This is a genomic window from Sporosarcina luteola (genome assembly GCF_023715535.1).
In the GTDB taxonomy this organism is placed as follows: domain Bacteria; phylum Bacillota; class Bacilli; order Bacillales_A; family Planococcaceae; genus Sporosarcina; species Sporosarcina luteola_B.
The window spans coordinates 376,840-402,579 of sequence record NZ_JAMBOI010000001.1 but is presented as its reverse complement, the minus strand read 5'-3'; the positions used below and the strand labels follow the sequence as shown (position 1 = coordinate 402,579).

Sequence of the window (25,740 nt, the reverse complement as noted above, 5' to 3'; positions counted from 1 at the left end):
TCCAGAAACTCACGCATAACCCGCTGCATACCCGCATGAATCAAACCCGTAATTAGTCAAAAGCATTCAGCGCGACAAGCAACACTCTAGCAATCACGCATAAACGCCGCGAACCACGCATAAATCGCTCCAAATACGCATAAATCGCGATATCGACGCATAAACCGTCGTAATCACGCATAACCGTCGCCAGACACGCATAAATCCAGAAACTCACGCATAACCCGCTGCATACCCGCATAAATGAATCGCACGATCCAATCCGTCGCCAGTAAAATGGGAAAAAACTGAACGAAAACACCCAATCAAGCAACTTAGCCAAATACTCATGCTTCCAACATAACCCATAAATCTTCCGTACTACCCGCATCCAGAAACATCCATATCATTCGAACGATTTTTCTGAAGTTTCACCATTCTCCATGGTTACTGCTATTTTCAAATAAATCTCACTATGGTAATCTGTGATGGCAGTAATCTACCAAACTACTAAGGGGGAATAGGTATTTTGAAGAAGAATCCTAACTACACCAAGCTGTTCAGCACATTCTTGGCATTCATTCTCGTGCTCTCCATGTTCACGCCATTCACGGCATCCGCCAATACGGATCCAGCCGATCAGAATGGAACTGCTGAAACAGCCCAAACACTCAAAGCTTTCAAAGAGAACCTCCAAGATGAAAGCATCATGCAGCAAAAAGCCGCCATCGCCGAACAGCTCAACCTAATCGGGGGCGAAGCGAAACTGCATGAAGAGCTTCAAAATGTAACAGGGAACCAACAAGTACCTGTCATCATCCACCTATCCGAAAAATCAGTAGGACTCCAAAAAGGACTCCATAAACTGAAAGGAAAATCATTCTCCAGCGCAGAAGCGAAACAAACGAAACAAAAAGTTCGCAACCAGCAAGCCGCTGCGAAAAAAGAAATGGTCATCAAAGGCATCCAATTCAACGAAGGCTTCACATATGACACCGTCCTCAACGGAATGTCCGGAACCGTCAAAGCCGACGACCTTCCGAAACTTCTTGAAGTGAACGGCGTCACACTCGTCGAACCTGACACAATCGTCCACGCTTTGGACAATGGAAAAGACCTGAAAAAACCAGCTCCATCCGAATCAAAGCTTGAAGAGAAAGCAAAAGATGGACAAGTCGGACCTGCCATGGACACAAGCATCGGCTTCCTCGGAATCGAAGCACTCTGGGCAGAAGGCTATGAAGGACAAGGCATCAAAGTCGCCGTCCTCGACACAGGAATCGACGCCGACCACCCGGACTTCCAAGGCATCTACAAAGGCGGCAAAAACTTCATTCCGAACAGCAGCACCTACACACGCCCGCGTGCTGACGACGATGCATCCGAAACGTCGCCAGTAGAACGTCCGGCAGGCACACCTGAATTCAACTCGAACGGCAGCGCATTCTACACTTCCCACGGCACACACGTCGCGGGCACAATCGCCGCAATTGGCAGCAACGAATACGGCATTAAAGGGATCGCACCGAAAGTCGACCTTTATGCATACCGCGTACTCGGCGCTTACGGCAGCGGCGCCACATCAGGCATTGTCAAAGCGATCGACACAGCGGTCATCGAAGGAATGGACGTCATCAACCTATCACTAGGCGGCGGCTCCAACACTGAAACAGACGCTGGATCATTCGCCATCAACAACGCAATGCTCGCAGGCACAATCTCAGTCGTCGCAACAGGCAACTCCGGTCCGAACCGCGGAACGATGGGCACACCAGCAACAGCCCGCCTCGGCATCGCAGTCGGAAACACGACAAACCCTGAAGCAAATCATTTTGGCGACATCAACATTAACGCAGGCAGCTATAACCTATCGAAAAAGCTCAATCTAATGGGCACAACATACGGTGCGAACCTCGCCACGCAACTTGACGGCGAATACAGTATCGTCGCAGTCCCTGGAGTCGGAAAACCAACCGATTACGAAGGACTTGACGTCAACGGCAAAGTCGCACTCGTATCTCGCGGAGAAATCGCATTCGTCGATAAAATCGCAGCCGCCAAAGCAAACGGCGCAATCGCCATCATCGTACACAACTTCGCAGGCGGAACAGGCGCACCTGGCCCATCCGGCACATTCCTTGGCGACGCATTCGAATTCATCCCGACATTCGACATGTCCCAGACGGACGGCGAAGCAATCCGTGCAGTACTTGCAAAAGCAGCAGGCACAATTTCATTCAGCAACTTCAATAAAACAATGACAGCAGGCGACGAAGTGAACAGCTCCAGCTCACGCGGACCGTCCACACCGAACTTCGACATCAAACCTGACGTCACAGCACCGGGCACGAACATCATGTCCACAATACCAATGTACAAATCCGACTTCCCGGAAGCCAATTACGAGCAAGCTTTCACGCGTAAAACGGGTACTTCCATGGCCACACCACATATTGCTGGAATCGCGGCGCTAGTGAAACAAGCGAATCCAAATTGGGACGCCTTCGACGTAAAAATCGCACTGTCCAACACAGCCAAGGTCCTGGACACTGGCAAGTACGACGTATTCGCACAAGGAGCAGGCCGCGTACAAGCTTACGCTGCAGCGCACCCTGAAATCCTTGCATACGCAATCGACACCGCAAACAATGACGGACAAGTTGTCGAAAACAAAAAAGGGACAGTGACATTCGGTCCTCAAAAATTGGATAAAAATATCTCCGTTACGAAACAAGTTTTAGTGAAAAACGTAAACGGCAACGGCGGCACATACAACGCTTCCGTGCAAGTGACGAAAGGCTTCGGTGACGCAACTGTCACAATCGATAAGCCGACATTCACGTTATCCGGGGAGCAATTGCTCAACGTAACGTTGACAGCATCCGCAGCGAGCACGAAAGCCGGCGATGAAATCCTCGGCTACATCAACATCGAAGGCGGAAGCACAACTGCATCATTGCCATTCGCAGCCGACTTCGGCGGGGCACCGGCAACTGCAATAAAAGACATGAGAATTTCTGAAACAGACCTAAGTTTCAACGGTGACGGCGTCAAGGACGAAGCGACACTCTCCTTCACACTTACAGGCGACGTCACAACGAACTACATTGAGCTATGGGACATCATGGATCCTGAAGGCGGCGCATACGGAGACGGATATATCGGCTACCTGCACGCTGGCACTTCACTAGGGGCAGGCTCATACACGTTAGGAATCAAAGGACAATACAAACCATGGGGCACCGCTCCTCAAACAACGATTCCGGACGGACTTTACACGATTGATTTCACGGCATTGTCAACAGCAGGCATCATCGGTGACTTCGTAGGACCGGTCGTCGTCAAATCCACAGCAGGTACAATCGAAGGAGCGGTCGAAGGCGCAACAGCTACCGGCCAAATCGATGATGCATACATCCAGTACCAAGAAGAACTCGTTTGGTACGGCATGGGCTACGACATTAATACGAAACTGAAAGCATCTTACGAAGTATTGAAAGGTGAAGAAGTCGTCGCATCCGGCCCAGTCAACCTTGAGCAGGACGGCACATTCACTTTCGACCTTCCTAAACTCAACAAAAAAGACAACTCGGTCAAAGTGAAATACGAAGACGCAGCTGGCAATAAAGCCGAAGCGATCATCTACAACGCAGGCGACCAAGTGGACGATGAAGTTGCATACTCCGTCAACCACGAATCACTAACACTTGAAGTCGGCACATCGGAGAAATTGACAGTAACCGAAACAACGACAAAAACGGACGGAACGACAGAAGAGAAAGACGTCACGGCTGACGCAACATTCACTTCTGCGGACCCTAACGTAGCGACAGTCGAAAACGGCAACATCACAGCAGTTGCAGCAGGCATAACTGAAATCACAGTGACATACGATGACTTCACGGCAACTGTGGCAGTCACAGTCACAGCCATCGAAGAGCCGCAACCAGAGCCGGACAACAGCTTCGTCGTCACGGAAGAAATGCTAGCACAATCGAGCGGTACGATCGTTCTGGATGTGTCTTCAATACAAGGGGAAGTAGACATCGAAATCAACGCTTCCGTTTTGAAGGCAATGGAAAAGAGAGAAGTCGCTATCCAGAAAGACGGTGCGGTATTTACGCTTCATAAAAATATTTTGAAGGCTTTGAGCGGCGACGTCACAATTTCTGTAGCAAGAAATGACGCTTCAGCAGTCGAAAACGCAGTTTCCGATATCTACTCAATCACGTTATGGAACGGAATTGGGGAAGCGAAACAACAAGTGACGAGCATCAGTCATTCAATTGATGTTGCCATGCCGGTCAACACGAACAGCAATCAAGTCCGTGTGATCGACGCAAACACATCTGCAGAAGTTAACAAAAACGCAAAAGTTAAAAACGGCAAAGTCAACTTCTCAACAAACAGCGGCGGCAGCTTCGTAGCCACCAGCAAATAATCCCAAACGAGCCTTTCCGTATCTCGGAAAGGCTCGTTTCACATTTTAAAACCCCTCAATTTGCCAAAAGCATTCAGCGCGACGAAAAGATTCTTCAACTAAAATCTCCGCGCGTCCAAAACCCCGTCTCCCGCGTCCAAAGACAACGCTAGTAATACGAAAAAACTGCCGCAGAATGTCGATACATCAACATTCCGGACAGTCCCAAATAAAATCTACTTATTCTGCCTGCTCGCTCGGCATTTCTTCCTCCACCTCAGGCTTCGCACGATAAACCAAGAAAGCCAACACAACTGCGACGATCGACATCAAAAAAGCGATGAAATAAACAAGTTCAACGCCTGCCACCATCGCGAAATCGATTGTCATTGGATCTTCAGGCGTGGCGGAGCCTTCCAAAACCTTCATCTGCCTAGCATTCAAAATGCTGATGAAAACAGAAACGCCAATCGCTCCACCTACCGGCTGCAACGTCGACATGACTGCAGTTCCGTGCGGATACAACCGCTTCGGCAGCTGGTTCAATCCATTCGTTTCCGCAGGCATCATGATCGCCGAAACAGTCAGCATGATCAATATATACCCGACGACAACGACCCAAACAGGCGTGTCGACTGTCAATCTGCTCATCATGAACATCGTTCCGCTCAACACAATCGTTGCCGGAATCATCAAGACACGCGGCCCGAATTTATCAAAAAGAGCTCCCATGAACGGCGACATCGCCCCGTTCAAGATGCTTCCCGGCAACAGGACCAGCCCTGCAGTGGCGGCGGTCAAAGCTAAAGGTCCTTGCATATAGATCGGCAAAATGATCTCCGACGCAAACATCGCCATGATGATAATCAAAAACATGAGGACAGCATGCGTATACATCGGATAGCGGAACACCCGCAAATCCATGACCGGCTCATCCAACTTCAATTGACGCAGCACAAAAAGGACAACGCCAATAACACCGACGATCATTGAGGACAGCACATTCGCACTTGCAAATCCATCCACACTTTCTCCGACGGAACTAAAACCGTAAACGATCCCTCCGAAGCCAAGCGTCGAATAGACCAATGAAATGACGTCAATCTTCGGCTTCGTCACTTCTCCTACATTAATTAAATGCTTGTAACCAAACGCAATCGAAAACAAAGCAAACGGAATTACGAGGATAAATAAATAACGCCAACCGAAATACTCAACAATCACTCCGGAAAGTGTCGGCCCGATCGCCGGTGCAAACATGATCACTAGGCCAATCAATCCCATCACCTTCCCGCGGCGTTCCGGCGGGTAAATCAATAAGAAAACGTTGAAAATGATCGGCATCAGCAAACCGGTTCCAACCGCCTGGATCAACCGTCCGACAAGTAGAATAGAAAATGTCGGGGCGGAGGCGCTGACAATGGTCCCGATCGTAAAGACCGTCATCGTGCCAAGAAACAATTGCCGCGTCGTGAACCACTGCAATAGCAGCGCGGAAACCGGAATGACAATCGCCATCACAAGCATGAAGCCCGTCGCCATCCATTGCACAGTCGGCAACGATATTGAAAATTCATCCATTAACGTAATAAGGGCGATATTCAATAATGTTTCATTTAAAATCGCAAAAAAAGCACCGATGATGAGTGAAAGCATGATCGGAATGACTTTTACATTCGGATTATCCGCCAAATACTCATATTTCTTCGGTTGCACAGTGTCCTGCATAAAAAAACTCCTCTCGTCTACCTAAATATTATTAGCATTCTTCCTTGAAAGTAGTCGAAAAGAAGCTTCAAAATAAGAGGACAATAATAACATGCCAATAGGCAACTTGCAATGCCTTTCGGGGATTATTGAATTAAAAACGCAATAGTAGTTTAATAGTCGGAATAAGGTGTAATATAGTAATATAAATGAAACAAACGAGAAAAATAAAGGATGTGCATCCAAGATGAGCCCGAATCGTAAAGCCGCACAGCTGCTGCAGACCAAGACGGACATCCAAAACTGGGGCGCCCGCCGCGCTTCAAGGGTCAAAAAATATAAAACAACATCCAGACACGTCAAAGATTACATCGTCCTCGACTTCGAAACGACAGGCTTCCGAGCTGGCGCAGACCGCATCATCCAGATCGGCGCCCTCAAATACATCAATCACGAGCAGATCGAATTCATCAACACATTCATCAATCCGGAGCGACACATTCCAATCACGATCACTCGGCTCACCGGGATCACGAACGAAATGGTCCAGTGGGCCCCGACAATCGAACACAAAATCGACGAACTCATCGAATTCATCGGCGACCTGCCCATCATCGCCCACAACGCCAGCTTCGACATGGGCTTCCTCTACGCCCTCGACAACATCGAAGGCATCAAGATTCCCGAATACACCGTCATCGACACCGTCAAACTGGCACGCAAAGCCATAACAGAAACGCCGAACCACAAACTCGGCACCCTGGCCAAGCACCTCCAACTCGAACACGATGCCCACGACGCAATCGGCGACTGCCTGGCCACCGCCGCCATCTACCAATACTGCACCCAATAACCGCCGAGCCTGGCGGTTTTCTTAATGAAATAAACCCCCTTATTTGTCAAAAGCATTCAGCGCGATAAAAAACCGCCTTTCCCAACAAGCAAATCCCCACGTTCATCACTCAATCACGCATAAATCCCCCCAGAAACTCATAAATGCTGCCAACCACTCAGAACCCCTCCGAAAAGCTCATATCCTTCTTCAAAAACACATAACCCCCAAAAATCACGCATAAACTCCCCACAACACGCATATCCCAAAAAATCCCCGCATAATCTCCCACATCCACGCATAAACTCTATCAACCAAACTAGCAAAACCCATTTTCAAACGCTGAAATCAGTCCGAAATCCATCTTTAAACGCCAAAAACGGCCCAAAACGCAATCTTCATCCAAACTATTCCATTCGCACAACAAGCAAGCTAAACTAAACATGAGGTGATGAAAAATTGATCTACAAAAAACGGACAATGCCAAACGAACTGAAAGCACTCATATCCCTGGACAAACGCCTGCCGAACAATCACGCTAAAAAGCACGCTGTCTTAAAAAACCTGCTCATCTGTCAAGCGGGCTACAACGGTGAACTCGAATACGACGCCCACATTATCGAATTCACGCCGGACTATCCGCACGCCATCCTCCACGACCTCTACCTGCAGCACGACGGCGCCTATTTCCAAATCGACTCGCTGCTCATCACGCCATCATCGATCACCATCGTCGAAGTGAAAAACCATAAAGACAAAACGGTCATCAAAGCGAACCCGACCCAATTCATCCGCGTATTCCAGAACGGCGACCGCAAACCGATGCGCAATCCATACACCGAAATCGACCGGAAAATCCACCTGCTCAAAAACTGGCTCGACAAACGCAGCATCCAAATCCCCATCGACGGCATCCTCACATTCGCACACACCAACGAACTCGCCATCGAGCACCCATCGCCTGAAATGAAAACGATGTTCACCTACGAAGCACCCGCCCATTTCCGGTCGCTGCCCGTGAATGAACATATTCTCGATGGACACGCAGTCCATAACCTGGCGCTCGCCTTACTCGAACACCATAAAGAATACAATCCCTTCCCGCTCGCCAACCTATACGACATCAACCCCGCTGACATCGCACCAGGCGTCATCTGCCCAACTTGCGACCAGCCAGGCATGCAGTGGGGGAGGGAAAAGTGGAACTGCCAATCATGCGGCCACACCGGAAAAACGGAGCACCACCAAACCGTCCAAGACTGGTTCATGCTAATCAAACCGCAAATGACGAACCGTGAATTCCGCTACTTCACCCAGCTCAACAACCGCAACGTCGCCCGCGGCCTTCTCGGCAAATCCGGCCTCCAACTCATCGGCGAACGGAAAGCGGCACACTATGTACTAATGAAAGATAAATCACCAACTCCATAAAAAAGCGCTCCCACCATGGAGCGCTTTTTCAATCAAACTCCTTAATTTGCCAAAACCATTCCGCGCGATTCACACTTTCTATTCAATAGAAGAAACTCCGCGCCACCCTCAAACACGCATAAATTCGCCCACAAACTCATAAACGTCTCCAAAAGCCCATAACCTTCCGCAATCACGCATAACAAAGCCGATACGCTCATAAACGCCGCCATCCACGCATAAATCCCGAAACTCACGCATAACCGCTCGCTTCCGCACTCCCAATATCTATCAATCTCCAATTACCCCCTCCCTAAAACAAGGAATTCCTGTATAATCAACCTCAAAGCCTTAAATCGAACTCCAAATAGAAAGGAGCACCCAAAAATGCCCGTCAATCAAACGCCGCCCGAACCATACAAGCCCGACCCGCGATTCAAAATCGCGCACAAAGAAGCACTCATCGGCGTCGCACTCGCAATCTTCAACTTCATCTGGTGGTACGGCTTCGCCTACGGACTCGGCTCCCGCCCGCCCGAAGAATATACATACATCCTCGGCCTGCCCGACTGGTTCTTCTACAGCTGCGTCGTCGGCTTCATCCTGATGTCCGTAATCGTCATCATCATCACGAAATACGTTCTGAAAGAAGTCCCGCTCGACGCTGATCCGAATCTGGACCGGAACGCGGACCCTAATGTAACACCAAAGGAGGAATCACCGACAAAATGAACATCCAAGTCATCATCCCGCTCGCCATCTTCCTGATTGCGATCTTCGCCATCGGCTTCATCGCATCCAAGCAGATGAGCTCAACCGGCGGATTCCTCCAAGAATACTTCCTAGGAGGACGCGAACTCGGCGGCTTCGTCCTCGCCATGACGATGGTCGCCACATACGGCAGCGCATCGAGCTTCCTCGGGGGACCCGGAACCGCCTACACAGTCGGCTTCGGATGGATTCTGCTCGCCATGACCCAAGTCGTCACCGGCTATTTCGTCCTACTCGTCCTCGGGAAGAAATTCGCCATTCTAGCCCGAAAATACAACGCTGTCACGATGATCGACTTCCTGAAGGCGCGCTACAACAGCCCAGCCGTCGCGATCCTTTCAGCGATCGCCATCATCATCTTCCTATTCTCCGCCATGACCGCGCAATGGGTCGGCGGGGGACGGCTCATCGAATCGCTGACCGGGCTCCAGTACACATCGGCACTTTTCATCTTCGCGATTTCCGTCCTCGTCTACGTGACGATCGGCGGATTCCGCGCCGTCGCACTGACAGACGCCGTCCAAGGAGCAATCATGGTCGTCGGCACACTCATCCTGCTCATCGGCGTCATCATCGCGGGCGGGGGAGTCCCGGCAATCATGCAGGATCTATTGAATGAAAACCCGAGACTCGTCACGCCATTCGGGGCGGACGGAACCCTCACAGCCGCATACGTATCCTCCTTTTGGATACTCGTCGGCGTCGGCGTCGTCGGACTACCGCAAATGGCCGTCCGCGCCATGAGCTACAAAAGCTCCCGCGCCATGCACCGGGCACTCGTCATCGGCACAATCGTAACAGGCTTCATCATGCTCAACATGCACCTGATCGGCGTCTTTGCAAGACCCGTCATGCCGGGCATCGACGTAGGGGATAAGGTCATTCCGTTAATCGCGCTTGAAGTATTGCCCCCATGGCTCGCAGGCATCGTCCTCGCGGCACCAATGGCGGCCATCATGTCGACCGTCGACTCGCTGTTGCTGCTCGTCAGCTCAGCGATCGTCAAAGACGTCTACCTGAACTTCATCAAACCGGAAGCAACTGAAAAGCGGGTCAAACAGATAAGCATCGGCGTCACCGGCATCCTGGGAATCATCGTCTTCCTGCTCGCCCTCCAGCCGCCCGACCTGCTCATCTTCCTGAACCTATTCGCCTTCGGAGGACTCGAAGCCGCCTTCATCTGGCCAATCGTCCTCGGACTCTACTGGAAATACGGCAACAAATACGGCGCAATACTCAGCATGATCACCGGTATCGCCAGCTACATCGCGATCCACTTCTACAACACGACATACGGCAACCTGCTCGGCGTCCACACAGTCACGATCCCCGTCGTCCTGTCCCTGATCGCCTACATCATCGGCTCCCTCGCCATCCAGCGAAAAGCCTTCAGATTCTGAATGAAAAGCGGACTCCCATAACCGAGAGTCCGCTTTCCCATCCCAAAAACGCATAAACTGAAAAACTCACGCATAAATCCTCCCACATACGCATAAAATCGAATTCCCACGCATAAATCTCCTTATACGCGCATAAACGCCGGCAAACGCGCATAAACTCCTACAATCACGCATAACGCCTTGAATCTAACCCTTTAATTTGTCAAAACCATTAGGCGCGAACAGGGAAGGGAAGCTCAAATTATTCCCCGCGATCCCAAATCGCGCTTAGTCCCAAAAACTCACGCATAAACCACACCCCATATGCTAAACTAGGATCTATCGAAACCAAGAAAGAAGGGCAACCAACATGTGGAAACTCTACACATTCCTCACCATCACCATGCTCCTATGGGGCGCTAACCTCCCCATGCTCAAATACATGCTCACCTTCATGCATCCCGTCACCATGACCGCACTCCGCGTCCTAACAGCAGGCATCACCGTATTCATCATCCTCGGAGCCCTCAAAATCCTCCGCCTCCCAACAAAAAAAGAATGGACATACATAATCGGCGGAGCCGCACTCAACGTCGTCCTCCACCACTACTTCCTCAACATGGGCCTCTTCCGGACAACCGGCACCAACGCCAGCCTAATCCTTGGAACCGGCCCAGTGCTAACAGCAATATGCACAGCACTCATCCTGCGCAACTACCCGACCAGAATCCAATGGATCGGCGCAGCAGTCGGCTTCATCGGCATCGGATCCGTCGTCCTCGCAGGCGGCGATAGCTTCACCGGCCTCAAGCTCGGCGACGCATTCATCTTCTTCGCCATCCTTGCACAAGTCCTTTCTTTTTTGGTAATCGCTAAGGCAGCAAGGACGCTGGACCCAAGGCTTCTCACCGCGTACATGCTAACCGTCGGAAGCCTATTCCTGTTCGTCATCAGCCTCATCCAAGAGCCCGGCGAACTCGTCAAATTCACAACCGTCCCGCCAAGCTTCTGGGTAGTATTCGCCGCAAGCGCCATTTTCGCAACGGCCGTAGGGCATATGCTATACAACTATTCAGTCGGTCAAATAGGCCCCGCCAAAGCCGCCATCTTCATGAACTTGAACACACTCTTCTCCCTGGTCGGCTCAGCGCTCTTCCTCGGAGAAATCATCACCGGCCGCCACCTGATCGGCTTCGTCCTGATTATCATCGGCGTCATCCTAGGCTCCGGCGCGGCAGAAGACTTATGGAAGAAACGCAAAACCAAACCCGAGCCGTCCTAACGACGGCTCAACCAACTCAATTCCGCATAAACACTTCCAAAAGTCCATAAACTCCTCCAAATACGCGTAAATTCCAAACTCCACGCATAACCGCCGGCATCCGCGCATAAATCCACCCAGAAACGCATAAACTCTCAAACTCACGCATAACGCCTCCAAAACAACCCCTTTAGTTGTTAAAACCATTCAGCGCGAGAAGGGGAGGGTGATCTCACAAAACTCCCGCGACCAACACATCATTGCCAACCAACAAGACAAGCCTATATAATGCAATGTAGATAACCTAACTGAAAATAGGAGGTTTCCAGATGGAAGTATTCGCAGAATTCCTAACGAAAATCGATAACCCGGAACATCGGGCGAGAACCGAAGAAGTATTGTCATGGGTTAAAACGAAATATCCCGAACTGACGCCAGTAATCAAATGGAACCAACCGATGTTCATCGATCACGGCACCTACATCATCGGCTTCAGCGTATCGAAACAGCATTTAGCCGCATCCCCTGAACAGGCAGGCATCATCCACTTCTCCGACCAAATCGTGGAGGCCGGCTACAAGCACACCAAAATGCTAGTCCAATTCCCATGGAGCCGTCCGTTCGATTACGGACTACTCGAGAAGATGATCGAGTACAACATCTCGGACAAAGCAGAATGCACAACTTTTTGGCGATAAAAAGCTTACCTTCCATAGTAAGCTTTTTTTGTTACCTATAAATCCTGCTCCGTATCAACCCCTAATTTGCCAAAACCATTTGGCGCGATCAGGGGAAGGGCAGTCCCTCATGACTTCCCGCGTTCACTTAACAATCACGCATAAACTCATCCAAACACGCATAAATCCCAGAATTCACGCATAACCGTCCGCAAACACTCATAAATTCCCTCAAAAGCGCATAAACGCTCCCAAATACGCATAAACGCCTGCAATCCCGCATAAAGTCCCTTCCCCTCACTCGAAAAATCCGTATAATCATAGAAAAGGAGGCAACAATCTATGAAACTCAAAATCTTAGCAGCACTCCTCACAACAGCGCTGCTTCTCACAACCGCAACCCAACCAGCACAAGCAAAATCATTCACAGACGTTCCGGCATCCCACTGGGCCCACAATCCAATCGACGCCATCTCAAACGAAGGCATCATCAACGGCTACCCGGACGGCACATACAAACTCAACCAACCAGTAACGCGCGCCCAAGCTGCTAAAATTGTCGCGCTCGCCACAAAAACGAAGCCGACACATAACTTTACGCCGGACTTCAAAGACGTCACACCGGCACACGGCGCCTACGACCATATCCGCGCCCTCACTGAACGCGGCATCTTCAACAACGGCGAGGCATTCAACCCGAACGCATCACTCACACGCGGGCAAATGGCCAAGATCATCACACTCGCCTACGACATCACCGTAGACGACAACGACCTGATCTCCTTCAGAGACGTCAAAAAAATCAACGGCTACCATAGCTACATCACAACGATCGCCGAACTCGGCATCACAACAACCGAACAAGGCGGGGATTTCAAGCCGAACGATCCAGTATCCCGCGCCCACATGGCTGCCTTCATCCAACGCGCCATCGAATTCGATGCCAAGCGCAAATCAGGCGAAATCTACTATGACCAAGTCCAACGAAAATACGTCGAAAAAATCTACTCAATCCCTGAGCCGCCGCCAAGCCAAATGGACGACTCACAAGCAGCACAAACCATCAATCTAGTAAACAACGAACGCCAACAACAAAATCTAGCAGCACTCAAACAAGACAAAGCACTCTCGGCCATCGCCCAAGCGAAAGCCGAAGATATGGCGAAGAACAATTACTTCGCCCACACCTCGCCGACATACGGCTCCGTCGGCAACATGCTCGACCACTTCAAATACGATTGGACAGCCTACGGCGAAAACATCGCCAAAGGCTATACCTCAGCCGAAACCGTCGTCCAAGGCTGGATGGAATCGCCCGGCCACCGCGCCAACATCCTCCAGTCCCGCTTCACGAACATCGGCACCGGCTATGCCACCGACTCAAGCGGCACCCCGAATTGGGTCCACCTCTTCTCAACAAAATAATGAAGAAAGGACGGCGAAGGGGAGGGCCCCCAGCCGTCTTTTTCGTTCAATCGCGCCTAAACAACCCCCACCCCGATAGCAAGTTCCGCATCCATCCCCAAAAACGCATAAATCCCACCAAACACGCATAAACGCCCCCAAAAGTCCATAACGCCTACAACTCACGCATAAAACCGCCCAGAAACGCATAAATCACAAAACTCACGCATAACGCTGCGAAACAAACCCCTAATTTGTCAAAACCATTCATCGCAACAAGTCGTTCCTACTCCACATATTCCACCCGCGCAACAAAAAAAAGGAGTAGCGAATCCTCCTTTTCGTAAACTCGTATTATTGTTAGTTTCTAGGATCCACATAATCCGGATAATCTGTAATGATTGCGTCAACCCCCATGTCGAACAGGAAGTCTGCCGTTTCTTGATCACGTACCGTCCAAGAACCAATCTGCATTCCTAAAGAGTGCACTTGTTCCACTAAATCCTCTGTCACAATTTCATAGCTCGGGTTAAACCAATCCGCGTATGTTGAAAACTCCAGTAAAGCTTTCAATGTTGTGTCTGCCCGGTTAGAAGTCAATACACCGATTGGAACCCGAGGAAGAAGCTGATTCATTTTCTTCATTGACTCAAAGTTAAACGATTGAATAATAATCTTTTCATTTTGCGGTATATCGAGATTACGTACTATTAAAGCCTCCGCTACTTGTTCTTCAATCCCAGGGTAAAGCTCCGGAGCCTTCAACTCTATTAAAATGCCGATCTTTCCATGGTAACGATCTAGAATCTCTTCAAATGTCGGGATTGGTTCTTCTGCAAATTGTTCCCCAAACCAACTGCCTGCATCAAGACTTCTAAGCTGTTCAAATGACAAATCCCCAACGTGACCCGTTCCATCTGTAGTGCGATCCACTGTTGTATCATGGATCAATACTAATTCACCATCTTCACTTCGTTGAACATCGATTTCTATATAATCAGCTCTCATATCCACTGCGAGATCGAAAGCGGAAATTGTGTTTTCAGGTGCATAACCGGATGCACCGCGGTGTGCTACATTATCTACCTGTTTTCTATTACCAAGTGTTGGTTCATCCGCAATCTGACTAAACGGGTTGAATAATAACGATAACGCTACTCCTGTTTCTAGTAGTAATTGTTTGCTCATTTTCTCCATCTCCTATCTAAATTAGATTCAGCTTTAGTTTAGATTAGGGATGTTAAGCTACTATGTAGATAGATGCATAACTATGTAAAGATTGTGTTAACGAATATCGATCGTTATCACTATGGTTATTTACAATCCAATTTAATAGAAAAGTCATACTGTACTGCTATATTTTATCCAATACACCGGAGGGATTCATCTATGATCTTTAACTAAACTGGGGTAAAAAGAAAAACGCCAGAAAGTGGCGTTTAACATAATCATGATTGCTTACCTTGATTGTTTTTTCATGTTGTCTGTTAAGTTCTTTGTGGAGTTTTTAGCAGCATCTACAGTCTTCATTGCCATATCTTCTGTTGTTTCTAAAGCATTATGAGCTGTCTCGAATGCAGATCCGGCTGTGTTTTTAATGCCCTCTGCAACGCTTTTATTATTTTGATTTTTATCATTTTGGTTTACCATTACGATTCACCTCCTAAACACGAATAGGATATGTGGTTTGTCATAATTTATCCGTATATATATGCAAAAAAATATCAGGATACTTTTTCCTTAGTAAATGGTAAGCAAAGAAAGGAGTTACCACATTTTTGTTGAATTACCTACTGTAATACATGTAAGGAGGAAGATCATATTGAATAGAATTGACTTGCATTTATACATGCTAGAAACAACGTTTGACAAGGAGAGTTGGTATGCGCCCCTCAAGGATGCAATCGAAGGAATCACTGAAGAACAGGCTAACTGGGCACCAACAGGAGAAGCGACCAAGTCAATCTGGGGGAATGTGAATCATCTCCTATATTATAAAGAGAGACTTGTAGCAGAAATGGAAGGTCGTGAATGGACACATCATCTCGATGGAAATGAAACCTTCAATTTTACCGACCAATCAAATGATGATCGGGAATGGAAGGAAGTTATTGAACGAGTCAAAAATGTTCATGACAATTTAAGACAGGCGCTGAGTAAAACATCCGTCGAATACCTTGACCAGAATTCACTTGAATTGAAACTAGTAAACATAATGCTTCACGATGCCTACCATACGGGTCAAATCATTCAAATCAGAAAGATGCAAGGTTCCTGGCCATCACATCGTTGAATTTCAAATAATAGAGTAAGAGTGAGCTACCAAACAAGGTAGCTTTTTCTTGTGAATTACCATAAAATAAAAAACTTGCGCATAAATCCCTTTAAGCACGCATAACTGTCCCCAAAAGCTCATAAACACTAAAATATACGCATAAATCCGCCCAGAAACGCATAAATCTCCAAACTCACGCATAACGCCACGAACAAACCCCCTAACTTGTCAAAAGCATTCAGCGCGAACAGGGGAGGAGCCTTTCAATGCAAGCCCCGCGTCCAAAATCAACTGCAACACAATCATCTATGCCCGCAACGCAATCAACTCGACTGGTAACGCAATCAACCTCCACCGCAACACAATTAACCCGGAACTCTCCACCTATCCCAAAAGTAGCAAGCATTCAACTCTATAAAACTATTCTCCCGTACCATGTCTTTAATCTCCCAAAATGGGTATAATAACCGTAACAACCACCTGAAGGGAGTCATCGGCATGAAAAAAATCCATTCCATCCTACTCGCATTCATAACAATCATCCTGCTCGCGCCTCACGCCTCGGCTCAAACAGCACTATCTGCTGAAGCCGAAGCCGCACGCGTCGACGACATCAAATTCTTCGTCGAGAACTTTTACTATGGAGACATCCCGGAAAACCTTCATGCCATGACGACCATCGACGAAGTCATCGGCGCGCTTGACGAATACTCGCGCTATATGACATCCGATGAATACATGAACTACGTAGCAGCAGTCGGCGCCGACGATGTGGCTCTCCATAACCTGTCCGAGCCCGCCGTCTCGTCCCACATGCTCTACGGCAACATCGGCTACATACGCATCAGCACCTTCTCCACCAACATGGACAAAGTCGTCACCAAACACTACAATGACCTGAAAAAACGAGGCGCCGACAAACTCATCCTTGACCTTCGTTACAACGGCGGCGGCTATGTCGAAAGCGCCGAGCAACTCCTCGGCCACTTCGAAGGCGTCAAAACAGCCTACGAAATGAAAACGAGAGAAGGCACCACAACCGTAAAACCCATACAATCGAACGTGAAATTCCCGAAACAAACCTATGTACTTGTTAATAAATACTCAGCATCCGCATCCGAAATCGTGGCGGCATCCCTCCAAGACCAGAACGCCGCGATCATCGTCGGCGAAAAGACAAAAGGGAAGGGCACCATCCAATCATTCTTCGAATTCGAAGACGGATCAGCACTCAAACTCACAATCGGCGAATTCACAGGACCGAAGAAATCCAAAATCCATCGCACAGGAATCACACCGACGATCGCCAGCGAACATGACCAAGAACTCTCTACTATACATGGTCGCCTCTTGAAAGATTCATTGGCACAGAAAAACTATAAACCGGTCGACAATCTGCAAGAAGTTCCGGCGACCAAAACATTCCACATCCATTTCACACAAAAAATGAACCTTACAAGCGACAATGCGTCCAATAAAGTGGAACTCATTAAAGTGGGAGGTGTCGCAGTCCCGATTTCAATAAAACCGAACGGAACGGATACACTCGACATCACGCCAAACAAACAAATGCAAAAGGGCGGCTCCTATTTCCTAGTCATCCACCCAGGCTTCGCAAACGATGCCGGGCGGACAACCAAGCAAGGCATCTACACACCGATTACGGTGAAATAAAACCTTTAGAGCCTTTGGCTCCAATCCCTAAGGGCCGCTGGCCCTTAAAACAAAGGGACCATTGGTCCCCAAAAATAACAATACATGTACAGTCGAAGTGGATATGCTATAATCTACAAATGTCAATAAGTTAAATTTTATTAATACACATATATAGGAATTGCTTTTTAGTATTACCTGTTGCTTGTAGTGCAGGCGCGAGACTCCTGCGAAAGCCGTAACGAAGAACGGCTTTTGCGAGCAAAAGCGTAGCGTTGCGAGCAGGAAGCCATGCCCGCGGAAAGCGAGTGCCGGAACGGAAAGCAACAGCCTGTTAAATAAAGCACCCCCATTCAGAAAGGAACATCACTCATGAACAACACTATGTGCGTCATCGGCCTCGGCTACATCGGCCTCCCGACAGCCGTCATGTTCGCCAACAGCGGCGTAAAAGTCCACGGCGTCGACATCAACGAAAAAGCAGTCAACATGATTGCCAACAAGCAACTACATATAGAAGAGAACGGACTCCAAGAACGACTCGACCAAGCAATCGACGCAGGAAACCTAACCGTCTCCACAACTCCAGTCGAAGCTGACGTCTACATCGTCGCCGTCCCGTCACCGATCAATCCCGACAACACGGCAAACTTGGAATACATCCGCCAAGCGACAGCATCCATCGTGCCATACTTGAAACCAGGCGCACTCGTCATCTTGGAATCGACCGTCCCACCAAAAACAGTCGAAAACATCATGCTGCCGGAACTGCGCAAATCGGACTTGAAACTCGGAGAAAATCTATTCGTCTCACACTCGCCTGAACGCGTCATTCCAGGCAAAATCTTCGAAGAACTCGTCAACAACGATCGCATCGTAGGCGGAATCACACCAGAATCCGCTGAAAAAACGAAAGCACTCTACAAAACTTTCGTTCAAGGCGAAATCCATCTGACAGACGCAACAACTGCCGAACTCGTCAAAGTCATGGAGAACACATACCGCGACGTCAACATCGCATTCGCAAACGAACTCGCGAAAATCGCTGAAACAATCGGCGTAGATATATGGGAAGCGATCCGCTTCGCCAACTTCCACCCACGCGTCAATATTCATACGCCAGGTCCAGGAGTAGGCGGCCACTGCATCGCAGTAGACCCATGGTTCCTCGTAGAGCTCAACCCGGAAAACGCGAAGATCATTCACAAAGCACGGCTCACAAACGATGCCATGCCGCAATTCGTCGCCCAAAAAGCGCAATTCCTGCTTGACGCAAAAGGCATTACGGACGGCAAAGTAGCAGTACTCGGCCTCGCATTCAAAGGCGACGTCGACGACATGCGCGAAAGCCCATCCGTCAGTGTGATCGATGCGTTGCAAGAACGCGGCATCGAAGTGAAATCATTCGACCCGCATATTAAAACCTTGCAACACACGACACAACAAGCAACATTAGAGGAAGCAACACAAGACGCTGACCTGATCATCTTGACGACGGATCACACCGACTTCAAACAGCTCAGCCCGAACACACTCACAACAAAACAGCCGAAACCATTCATCCTCGACACGAAAAATGCACTCTCTCGAGAAAAATGGGAACAAGCCGGATTCCATTACTTCAAACTCGGTGACGGCTCACCAGTAGGAGTCATGAGCTAAATGAAAGAAACGATACTAGGCGTCGACGTCAACACAGAGAACTACGATGAACTCATCCCAAAGCTCTTTCAAAACATCGACGCCAAAAAGAAATCATTAATAGTAGCCATCAACCCTGAAAAGTTAATGAAGGCAAAAGACGACCCAGCGCTGAAAGCCCTGCTCAACCGTGCGGAATTCCAGATTCCGGACGGTATTGGGGTGATAATCGCGTCCAAGATTCAAAAAGGCAACATACAATCCCGCGTAACCGGAGTCGACATGATGGACCGAATTGTGAGGGAAGCCGCCCGCACAGGCAAGTCCATCTTCCTCTACGGCGCGAAGCCGGGAGTTGCGGATGCGGCAGCCGCTAAACTGATCGACACGTATCCCGAGCTCAAAGTCGCCGGCACACAGGACGGCTATGAGAAGGATACGTCAACAGTGATCGAGAAAATCAACGCTGCACAACCCGATATCCTCTTCGTCGCAATGGGATCGCCGAAGCAGGAACTATGGATTGAAGAGCATCGCGAGAACTTGCACCCAATTCTTTACCAAGGAGTCGGGGGATCATTCGACGTTCTCGCAGGCAATATTAAACGCGCGCCAGCAGCATTCCAAAAGGTCGGAGCGGAATGGCTTTACCGGCTATTACTAGAACCAAGCCGCATTCAAAGGCAAATGAACCTCCCGAAATTCCTTTTTGAAATAATTCGCCGAAAATAATTAATGACACTTGTAATCTACTAAAACTGGTGATAGAATACGGAATGTAAGGATAATTTCCTCTGTAGCATATATTATTAAACGCCACGCAGGACGAAAACGGTTGGTTGACCGCACAAAAGGACTTGAACAGCTCCCATCTGTTCAAGTCCTTTTGCATTCTCACGAAAAGCGGAGGGCGCCTGCTAAGGGGCGACAAGCATAAGACGAAGCTGCGGCGCGGCGTTTTTTGCCGCAGAGCAGCTTTGACTTATGACCTCGAGCCCCTGGCGCCCGGAGCTGGACAATGATAAGTGTATCGTTGTAAGCAGATTTAAAACTACTATCCTCGTTTTTTCCTCTAGCAGAATCCAGTCAGTCTAAAATAAATATTCTAGTAAAGTTCTATTACACTGGAAGATATAATAGATTCTATAGGACTCGGACAAATGGACAACCAATTTCATTTCCAAAAACCAATTACTTTATTACTAATAACTTCTATAGGAGATGTAAAAGAGGACAGCTAATTGCTTTCCTAAAAACATTTTCTTCCTGATACAGCTCTATTACATTTATTGCAATGCTAGATTAATAAAGTGGGATTACCCATTGCCAAGAACAACCGTCATGAAAATACTGGAATTCAAATCTCCCAGACCCTCGGTATACCAAGCATCTTAAAACAGTAAGATAATTTGAATGATTTAAGACTTTTGTTGAAATGTGATAGAAATACTTGATATATTTTTGATATGAGGTAGAATAGTAGAAGCAGCGGAAAATTACATAGGGTTTGGGACTTGCAATCTAGCAAAATACCAATAAGTAATTGACATCCCTGCTGTTAGAATCTATACTTTATTGTGTAATGGCTTCTACTTCCATTTTGCCGTGGGGTAGATGACAAATTTTATTTCTTAAATCAGAGGAGGAAATTATTCAATGGCTAACCAACCAACGAAGTACCGCAAGTTTATCGTCGGCGCTGCATCAGCTGCTTTAGTAGCATCTGCAGTTGCACCGGTAGCAAGCGCAAAAGATTTCACAGACACAAAAGGGAACACACACGAAAAAGCAATCGACGCACTATCTGATGCTGGCATCATCTCGGGTTACCAAGACGGTTCTTTCAAACCGAACCAAACGTTGACTCGTTCTGACGTTGTTAAATTGATGGGTAAATGGCTTGTATCTGTAGGCTACGAAGTACCAACAGACTACAAAACGAACCCACGCTTTACAGATTTGACATCTGCTACAAACGATGAGCTTCTAAAATATGCTGCAGTTGTTAAAGACAACGGCGTATTCAACGGAAGCAACGGTCGTCTTCTAGCAGGCGACAACATCACTCGTGAGAACATGGCAGTAGTACTTGTTCGCGCGTTTGACACAGTTAAAGATATCAACCTAGTAGAATATGTTGATGGCCAAGACTTCAAACAAGAAGTTGCTGACCGTAACTCTGCTAAATCTGAAGCTCGTCCAGCAATCGATGTCCTAGACTTCTTCGACATCACGACTGTTGCACAATTCAATCCAAAAGGCACTACAACTCGTGGCCATTTCGCAACATTCCTTTACAACTTCCTAAACGCTGATCTTTCAAAAGTAACTGGCGTTGTAGCGGGTGTTGAGTCAATTACGGCTGTTAACAACACAACTGTAGAAGTTAAGTTTGTTGAAAAGGTTGAAGATCTTGCAGCATTGAACTTCAAAATCGACGGACTTGAAATCACTAACAAAGTCCTTAAACAAACTGACGCTAAAACTGTAGTTTTGACTACTGCTGTTCAAGAAGGCGGAAAAACTTACACAGTAACTGCTAACGATAACAAAATTGGTACATTCTCTGGTGTATCTGCAGTAGTTCCAACTGGCATCAACGTTACTACTAAATCCCTACAAGGTGTACTTGGTAAAGACGTAACAGTAACAGCTGCGGTTACAGTCCCAGAAGGACAATCTAAAGCTGGTGTGCCAGTAACTTTCAACGTAGTTAATAGTTCTTCTAATAACGAGAAGCTTGAAGCTGTAGCATACACAGATGACAAGGGTGTAGCATCTTACACTTATACTCGTTATTATGCTTCTCAAGATAATGTAACTGCATACGCTACACACAGATCTTCAGTACATTCAAGCGGAAAAGTTTATTGGGCTACTGCTGCTCAATTGACAATCAAAGATGTTACAGAAAAAACTACATTAGCTAACGGAGATAAGAAAGTTTATGAAATTATCTCTGCTAACAATAAAGGCGGCGTAGTATTCGTAGCATTTAAGGAAAACCTCGATGTAACTCCAGACAAGATTGAAGATGGAGTACATGTTGATGGTAACCGTGTTTATGCGCTAAATGCAGATGGTAAAGTATCAGGTCTTGCCCTTGCAGAAAGCCACCCATATAAAACTAGCTATGGCAGTGAAAGAGTAATTGCTGTTCCAGTTGACAATAATGGTAAAGCAAATCTGGTCTTAAGTGGTAAAGACGCTTCTGTTACACCAATCGTTTACGAAGGTGAATTTGTTGGTGGAGTTAATGATAATAAAGCACTTCCAACAAACTATAAAGCACCTTATAGCCCATTAGTTATCCAAGCTACTGCTTCAACTGTTAAATTTGAAAAAGTAGTAAACTATGGCTTAACATTAGAAGCTCAAGGTGTAGCTGGATCAGCACTAAGAACTACTGATGGCCTAGGTGGTCGTGATTATGTAATCACTTATACTAAGGAAGATGGAAAACCTGTCGCAGCTAATACTCCAGTTTATGTTGCAATTCCAACTGCAGGCCTAACAGGTGCGAACTTCGTTATGTATAATGCAAATGAAGATGTTGTACCAGAGCAAACTGCTTTATCAACAGCAGCTTATAAGATTTATCAATTTAATACTAATAAAGATGGAAAAGTTACATTCCATGTAACGTCTAACAAAGCTGAGTCTTATGTACAACCAATTGCATTCTTAAATGACAACAATCCAGCATCAACAACGTTCTTTGATACTAAAGACACACAAGTTACACAAGATGTAACTTACTTTGTAAATGAAGTAACTTATGCTGCGGATTTAGATTTGTTAAACACAAGCAATAGAGGTCAAACATCATTTGCTGCAGGTCATGAAGGTGCAAGATTCTCTTATCAATTGGTAGACCAAAATGGTAAAACACGTGCAGCTAATGCATCTACTGACGTTACATTCAGAGTAACAACAGGCGAAAATGCTGTAACAGTAGTTGGCCGTGGAACTGTACATGCACATCAAACTCAAACATTTACTGCTACATTGCACAAAGGTCAAGACAATGTCTATCTTGACGTGACTGCATTTGGACCTACTTCAGTAAGTGTATATGCAACTTCATCACAATCGGGACTAACATTCCAACCAACTGAAACAAAAACTGCAACATTTGCAGCAACATCAAATGCAGTTGTTAATGGAACTGTTACAAATCTAAACAAATCAACTCACGTGGTAACAATCAACAATGTACCGTATAATTTAGTTGGTGCAACATACTTGAATCAAGGAACAGCAGTACCAACACTATCTGCTTTCTATGATCACTTAGCAATTGGAAAAACAGTTTCTGTTACTAAAGATGCTGATGGTAACTTGGTGTTTAACCTAACTGGTACTGGAACGGCAGCTTCAGTAGATGCTGTAAATAATGCCGCAACTGCTGGCCAAGTACTAACTGCTCTTAAATCATATTACCCAGGTTTCTCAGCTCTATCATTTGCAGCACAACAAAAAATTGCTAAAGAAATCTATGATTTAGATGAAGTATTTAACGCGGATTCATTAACAGATGCTTATGATACAGCGTTGGAAAATGCGGTTGCATCACTTATTGACGATGCAGCTGGTTTAACAACACCAACTTATGCACAATTTGTATCTGCAGTAAAAGACATCCCAGGTGCTTCAGCAAGCGTAACTGCTCTTGAAGCTATTACAGATAAGGATGTTCAAAATGAAATTCTTGAGGGAATTGCGGGATTAGCAACACCAACAACAGCTACAGCTTTCAATACTGCGGTTACTAATTTAATTAACGCTGCAAAAGCTGCAGTTAATGATGATGCTATTGAAGCAGCATTAGAAGATGTGAATGATGCATTAGTCGGTCTTAATGCTAATCCAGCTACGCACACTTATGCGCAAGTCATTAAAGCTTTGGAAGATGGCAAAACCCTACTAGGTCTTGACTTAGCAGCATTTAACAAATTGACAGAGACTAAACAGAAAGCTGTTCTTGATTTATTAAGTTCAACTGGTTATGCTTCACCAGCGGTACTTCAAGAAGATCTTGATAAAAAAGTAAAATCTGTTGCTGATGTAACAGCTCCAAAGGTTGAGTCAGCTACGTTCAATGTAGAATCAGGTGATCTTACATTGACATTTAGCGAAAATGTTGCTTTAGATGCCGATGTAACTGCAGTTTCAATTGCTTTCAAAAATGGTGTAGCAACTGGAACAGTATCAGCTGTAGATCCATTTGCAGAAGCAACAGGCAATAAGGTAGTTATTTCCTTGGATCCAGAAGCACTTGCTGCATTTAAAGTGGGTTCAGTAATTACTTCAGTTACAACTACCGGTGGAAAAGTTGTAGACTTAGCAGCTACTCCAAATCCAGCTACATTGACTGGTCTTAATATTGAAGTGAAAGCAGCGCCTGTAACTCCTTAATAAAAATAAACGAAACGTTACTCTATAAACTGATCAAATCAGTGAATTGAGTGGAATGAACACCCCATGAATTGCCTCTAGGTAATACATGGGGTTTCATTCTAACTGCTATCTTCCAATTGACGGGTGAAATTCCTGTCCTTGTAAACAGTCAAATGCAAGTGCCTAATCCTCCTGCATCCAGTGATGTGCTGAATACACAGAAGGGATGAAGTCAGGTGAAGTCGTACCCGGTGATCCCGGGGCGGGGCTCTTTAAAAGGTTCCTATGGTTAGGTAGACGAATCCATGTAAGCAGGGTAAGCTAGCGTATGGTGCGAAATAAGCTAGGAGTTCACTGTATGTCCCTATAGTTGAAATGCTATAGTGGCGATCGAGGGATTGACTGTTAAACCGGTCGTTCTTACACCTGGATAGTGGAAACCTAAGGGAATCAAATAGAGGGATGGAAATAGCGGAACGTTTGAAGTCTTACTGGAGGAGGTGTATCAGCACCTATGAGAATGGTAAGATGGCAGCGGGTTCATAGTAGTGTTGATGGCTGACCGTTTGGACTTGTATGGTAACATGCGAGAAGGAGAAAACCAGCCGGAGCGAAGGAACCCAGTCAGTGGTCGTTCTTATATTGAATTGCTTATTTCCCCAAAATTAAGCGATCAAAATATAACTGGTTATAAATTTAACTTGTCAGAATGCTGTAAATGGTATGATGTCAATTTAGAATATTTGAAATAAGGAATACAACATCGAGAGCCTTGCAGAGAGAAATCTTTGCAGGGCTATTTCTATTTTGAGTTTACTCAAGTGAATATACGTAAGGGTAGCCGTAACTCAATTATTGACACATCCAGAATAATCCCAATTTGAAACACAAACGATGTCAGCGCATATTTAAGGGTGATTTAATGTAAGAT

General features: G+C 46.9%; 17 protein-coding genes. 13 read left to right on the top strand and 4 right to left on the bottom strand.

Translation table 11 applies throughout. The features are described from left to right. Nucleotides 1–508: 508 nt before the first annotated feature. Nucleotides 509–4,420 carry a S8 family serine peptidase gene (locus M3191_RS01690; protein ID WP_353056491.1) on the top strand — a complete coding sequence of 1,304 codons (3,912 nt, stop codon included), beginning with the start codon at nt 509–511 and terminating at the stop codon, nt 4,418–4,420. A 219-nt stretch (nt 4,421–4,639) separates the two neighbouring features. Here the strand turns inward: M3191_RS01690 and M3191_RS01685 are convergent, their stop codons facing one another. Next, a complete protein-coding gene (locus tag M3191_RS01685; RefSeq protein ID WP_251697723.1) occupies nt 4,640–6,127 on the bottom strand; it encodes an MDR family MFS transporter in 1,488 nt (495 codons plus the stop codon). 226 nt (nt 6,128–6,353) lie between these two features. Between M3191_RS01685 and M3191_RS01680 the strand changes: the two genes are divergently transcribed. Beyond that, nucleotides 6,354–6,959 carry a 3'-5' exonuclease gene (locus tag M3191_RS01680; RefSeq protein WP_251697722.1) on the top strand — a complete coding sequence of 202 codons (606 nt, stop codon included), beginning with the start codon at nt 6,354–6,356 and terminating at the stop codon, nt 6,957–6,959. A gap of 438 nt (nt 6,960–7,397) precedes the next feature. Further along, nucleotides 7,398–8,369 (top strand): nuclease-related domain-containing protein, encoded by a 972-nt coding sequence (locus M3191_RS01675; RefSeq protein WP_251697721.1) that lies wholly within the window; start codon nt 7,398–7,400, stop codon nt 8,367–8,369. 41 nt (nt 8,370–8,410) lie between these two features. Here the strand turns inward: M3191_RS01675 and M3191_RS01670 are convergent, their stop codons facing one another. Next, the gene (locus M3191_RS01670; protein WP_251697720.1) at nt 8,411–8,650 is read right to left on the bottom strand and encodes a hypothetical protein; all 240 of its coding nucleotides are present in this window, start codon (nt 8,648–8,650) and stop codon (nt 8,411–8,413) included. An 85-nt stretch (nt 8,651–8,735) separates the two neighbouring features. On the opposite strand from M3191_RS01670, the gene M3191_RS01665 reads away from it, so the two are divergent. The 5 genes from M3191_RS01665 (at nt 8,736) to M3191_RS01645 (ending at nt 13,861) form a co-directional block, all read left to right on the top strand. After that, the gene (locus M3191_RS01665; RefSeq protein WP_251697719.1) at nt 8,736–9,080 is read left to right on the top strand and encodes a YhdT family protein; all 345 of its coding nucleotides are present in this window, start codon (nt 8,736–8,738) and stop codon (nt 9,078–9,080) included. Then, entirely contained in the window at nt 9,077–10,519 is a 1,443-nt protein-coding gene (gene panF / locus M3191_RS01660) for a sodium/pantothenate symporter (RefSeq protein WP_251697718.1), read from the top strand. Before M3191_RS01665 ends, panF begins: the two co-directional genes overlap by 4 nt. 349 nt (nt 10,520–10,868) lie before the next feature. Continuing rightward, entirely contained in the window at nt 10,869–11,780 is a 912-nt protein-coding gene (locus tag M3191_RS01655; RefSeq protein WP_251697717.1) for a DMT family transporter, read from the top strand. 308 nt (nt 11,781–12,088) lie between these two features. Continuing rightward, complete coding sequence (locus tag M3191_RS01650) at nt 12,089–12,457, top strand: iron chaperone (RefSeq protein WP_251697716.1); 369 nt, start codon at nt 12,089–12,091, stop codon at nt 12,455–12,457. 321 nt (nt 12,458–12,778) lie between these two features. Continuing rightward, complete coding sequence (locus M3191_RS01645) at nt 12,779–13,861, top strand: S-layer homology domain-containing protein (RefSeq protein ID WP_251697715.1); 1,083 nt, start codon at nt 12,779–12,781, stop codon at nt 13,859–13,861. Nucleotides 13,862–14,200: 339 nt separating this feature from the next. Here M3191_RS01645 and M3191_RS01640 read toward each other — a convergent pair whose 3' ends face one another. Together M3191_RS01640 and M3191_RS01635 are read right to left on the bottom strand one after the other, a co-directional pair. Beyond that, nucleotides 14,201–15,028: a glycerophosphodiester phosphodiesterase gene (locus M3191_RS01640; protein ID WP_251697714.1), complete on the bottom strand. Its 828-nt coding sequence runs from the start codon at nt 15,026–15,028 to the stop codon at nt 14,201–14,203. 270 nt (nt 15,029–15,298) lie between these two features. Then, the gene (locus M3191_RS01635; RefSeq protein WP_251697713.1) at nt 15,299–15,490 is read right to left on the bottom strand and encodes a hypothetical protein; all 192 of its coding nucleotides are present in this window, start codon (nt 15,488–15,490) and stop codon (nt 15,299–15,301) included. 172 nt (nt 15,491–15,662) lie between these two features. Here M3191_RS01635 and M3191_RS01630 point away from each other — a divergent pair, with 172 nt between their 5' ends. The 5 genes from M3191_RS01630 to M3191_RS01610 all read left to right on the top strand — a co-directional run bounded on the left by M3191_RS01630 (nt 15,663) and on the right by M3191_RS01610 (nt 24,827). Then, on the top strand, nt 15,663–16,133 hold the full coding sequence (locus M3191_RS01630; RefSeq protein WP_251697712.1) for a DinB family protein: 471 nt from the start codon (nt 15,663–15,665) through the stop codon (nt 16,131–16,133). A gap of 480 nt (nt 16,134–16,613) precedes the next feature. After that, on the top strand, nt 16,614–17,789 hold the full coding sequence (locus M3191_RS01625; RefSeq protein ID WP_251697711.1) for a S41 family peptidase: 1,176 nt from the start codon (nt 16,614–16,616) through the stop codon (nt 17,787–17,789). A 351-nt stretch (nt 17,790–18,140) separates the two neighbouring features. Continuing rightward, the gene (locus M3191_RS01620) at nt 18,141–19,430 is read left to right on the top strand and encodes a nucleotide sugar dehydrogenase (protein ID WP_251697710.1); all 1,290 of its coding nucleotides are present in this window, start codon (nt 18,141–18,143) and stop codon (nt 19,428–19,430) included. After that, a complete protein-coding gene (locus M3191_RS01615) occupies nt 19,431–20,141 on the top strand; it encodes a WecB/TagA/CpsF family glycosyltransferase (RefSeq protein ID WP_251697709.1) in 711 nt (236 codons plus the stop codon). 924 nt (nt 20,142–21,065) lie between these two features. Continuing rightward, the gene (locus M3191_RS01610) at nt 21,066–24,827 is read left to right on the top strand and encodes an S-layer homology domain-containing protein (protein WP_251697708.1); all 3,762 of its coding nucleotides are present in this window, start codon (nt 21,066–21,068) and stop codon (nt 24,825–24,827) included. The last annotated feature ends 913 nt before the right edge of the window (nt 24,828–25,740 follow it).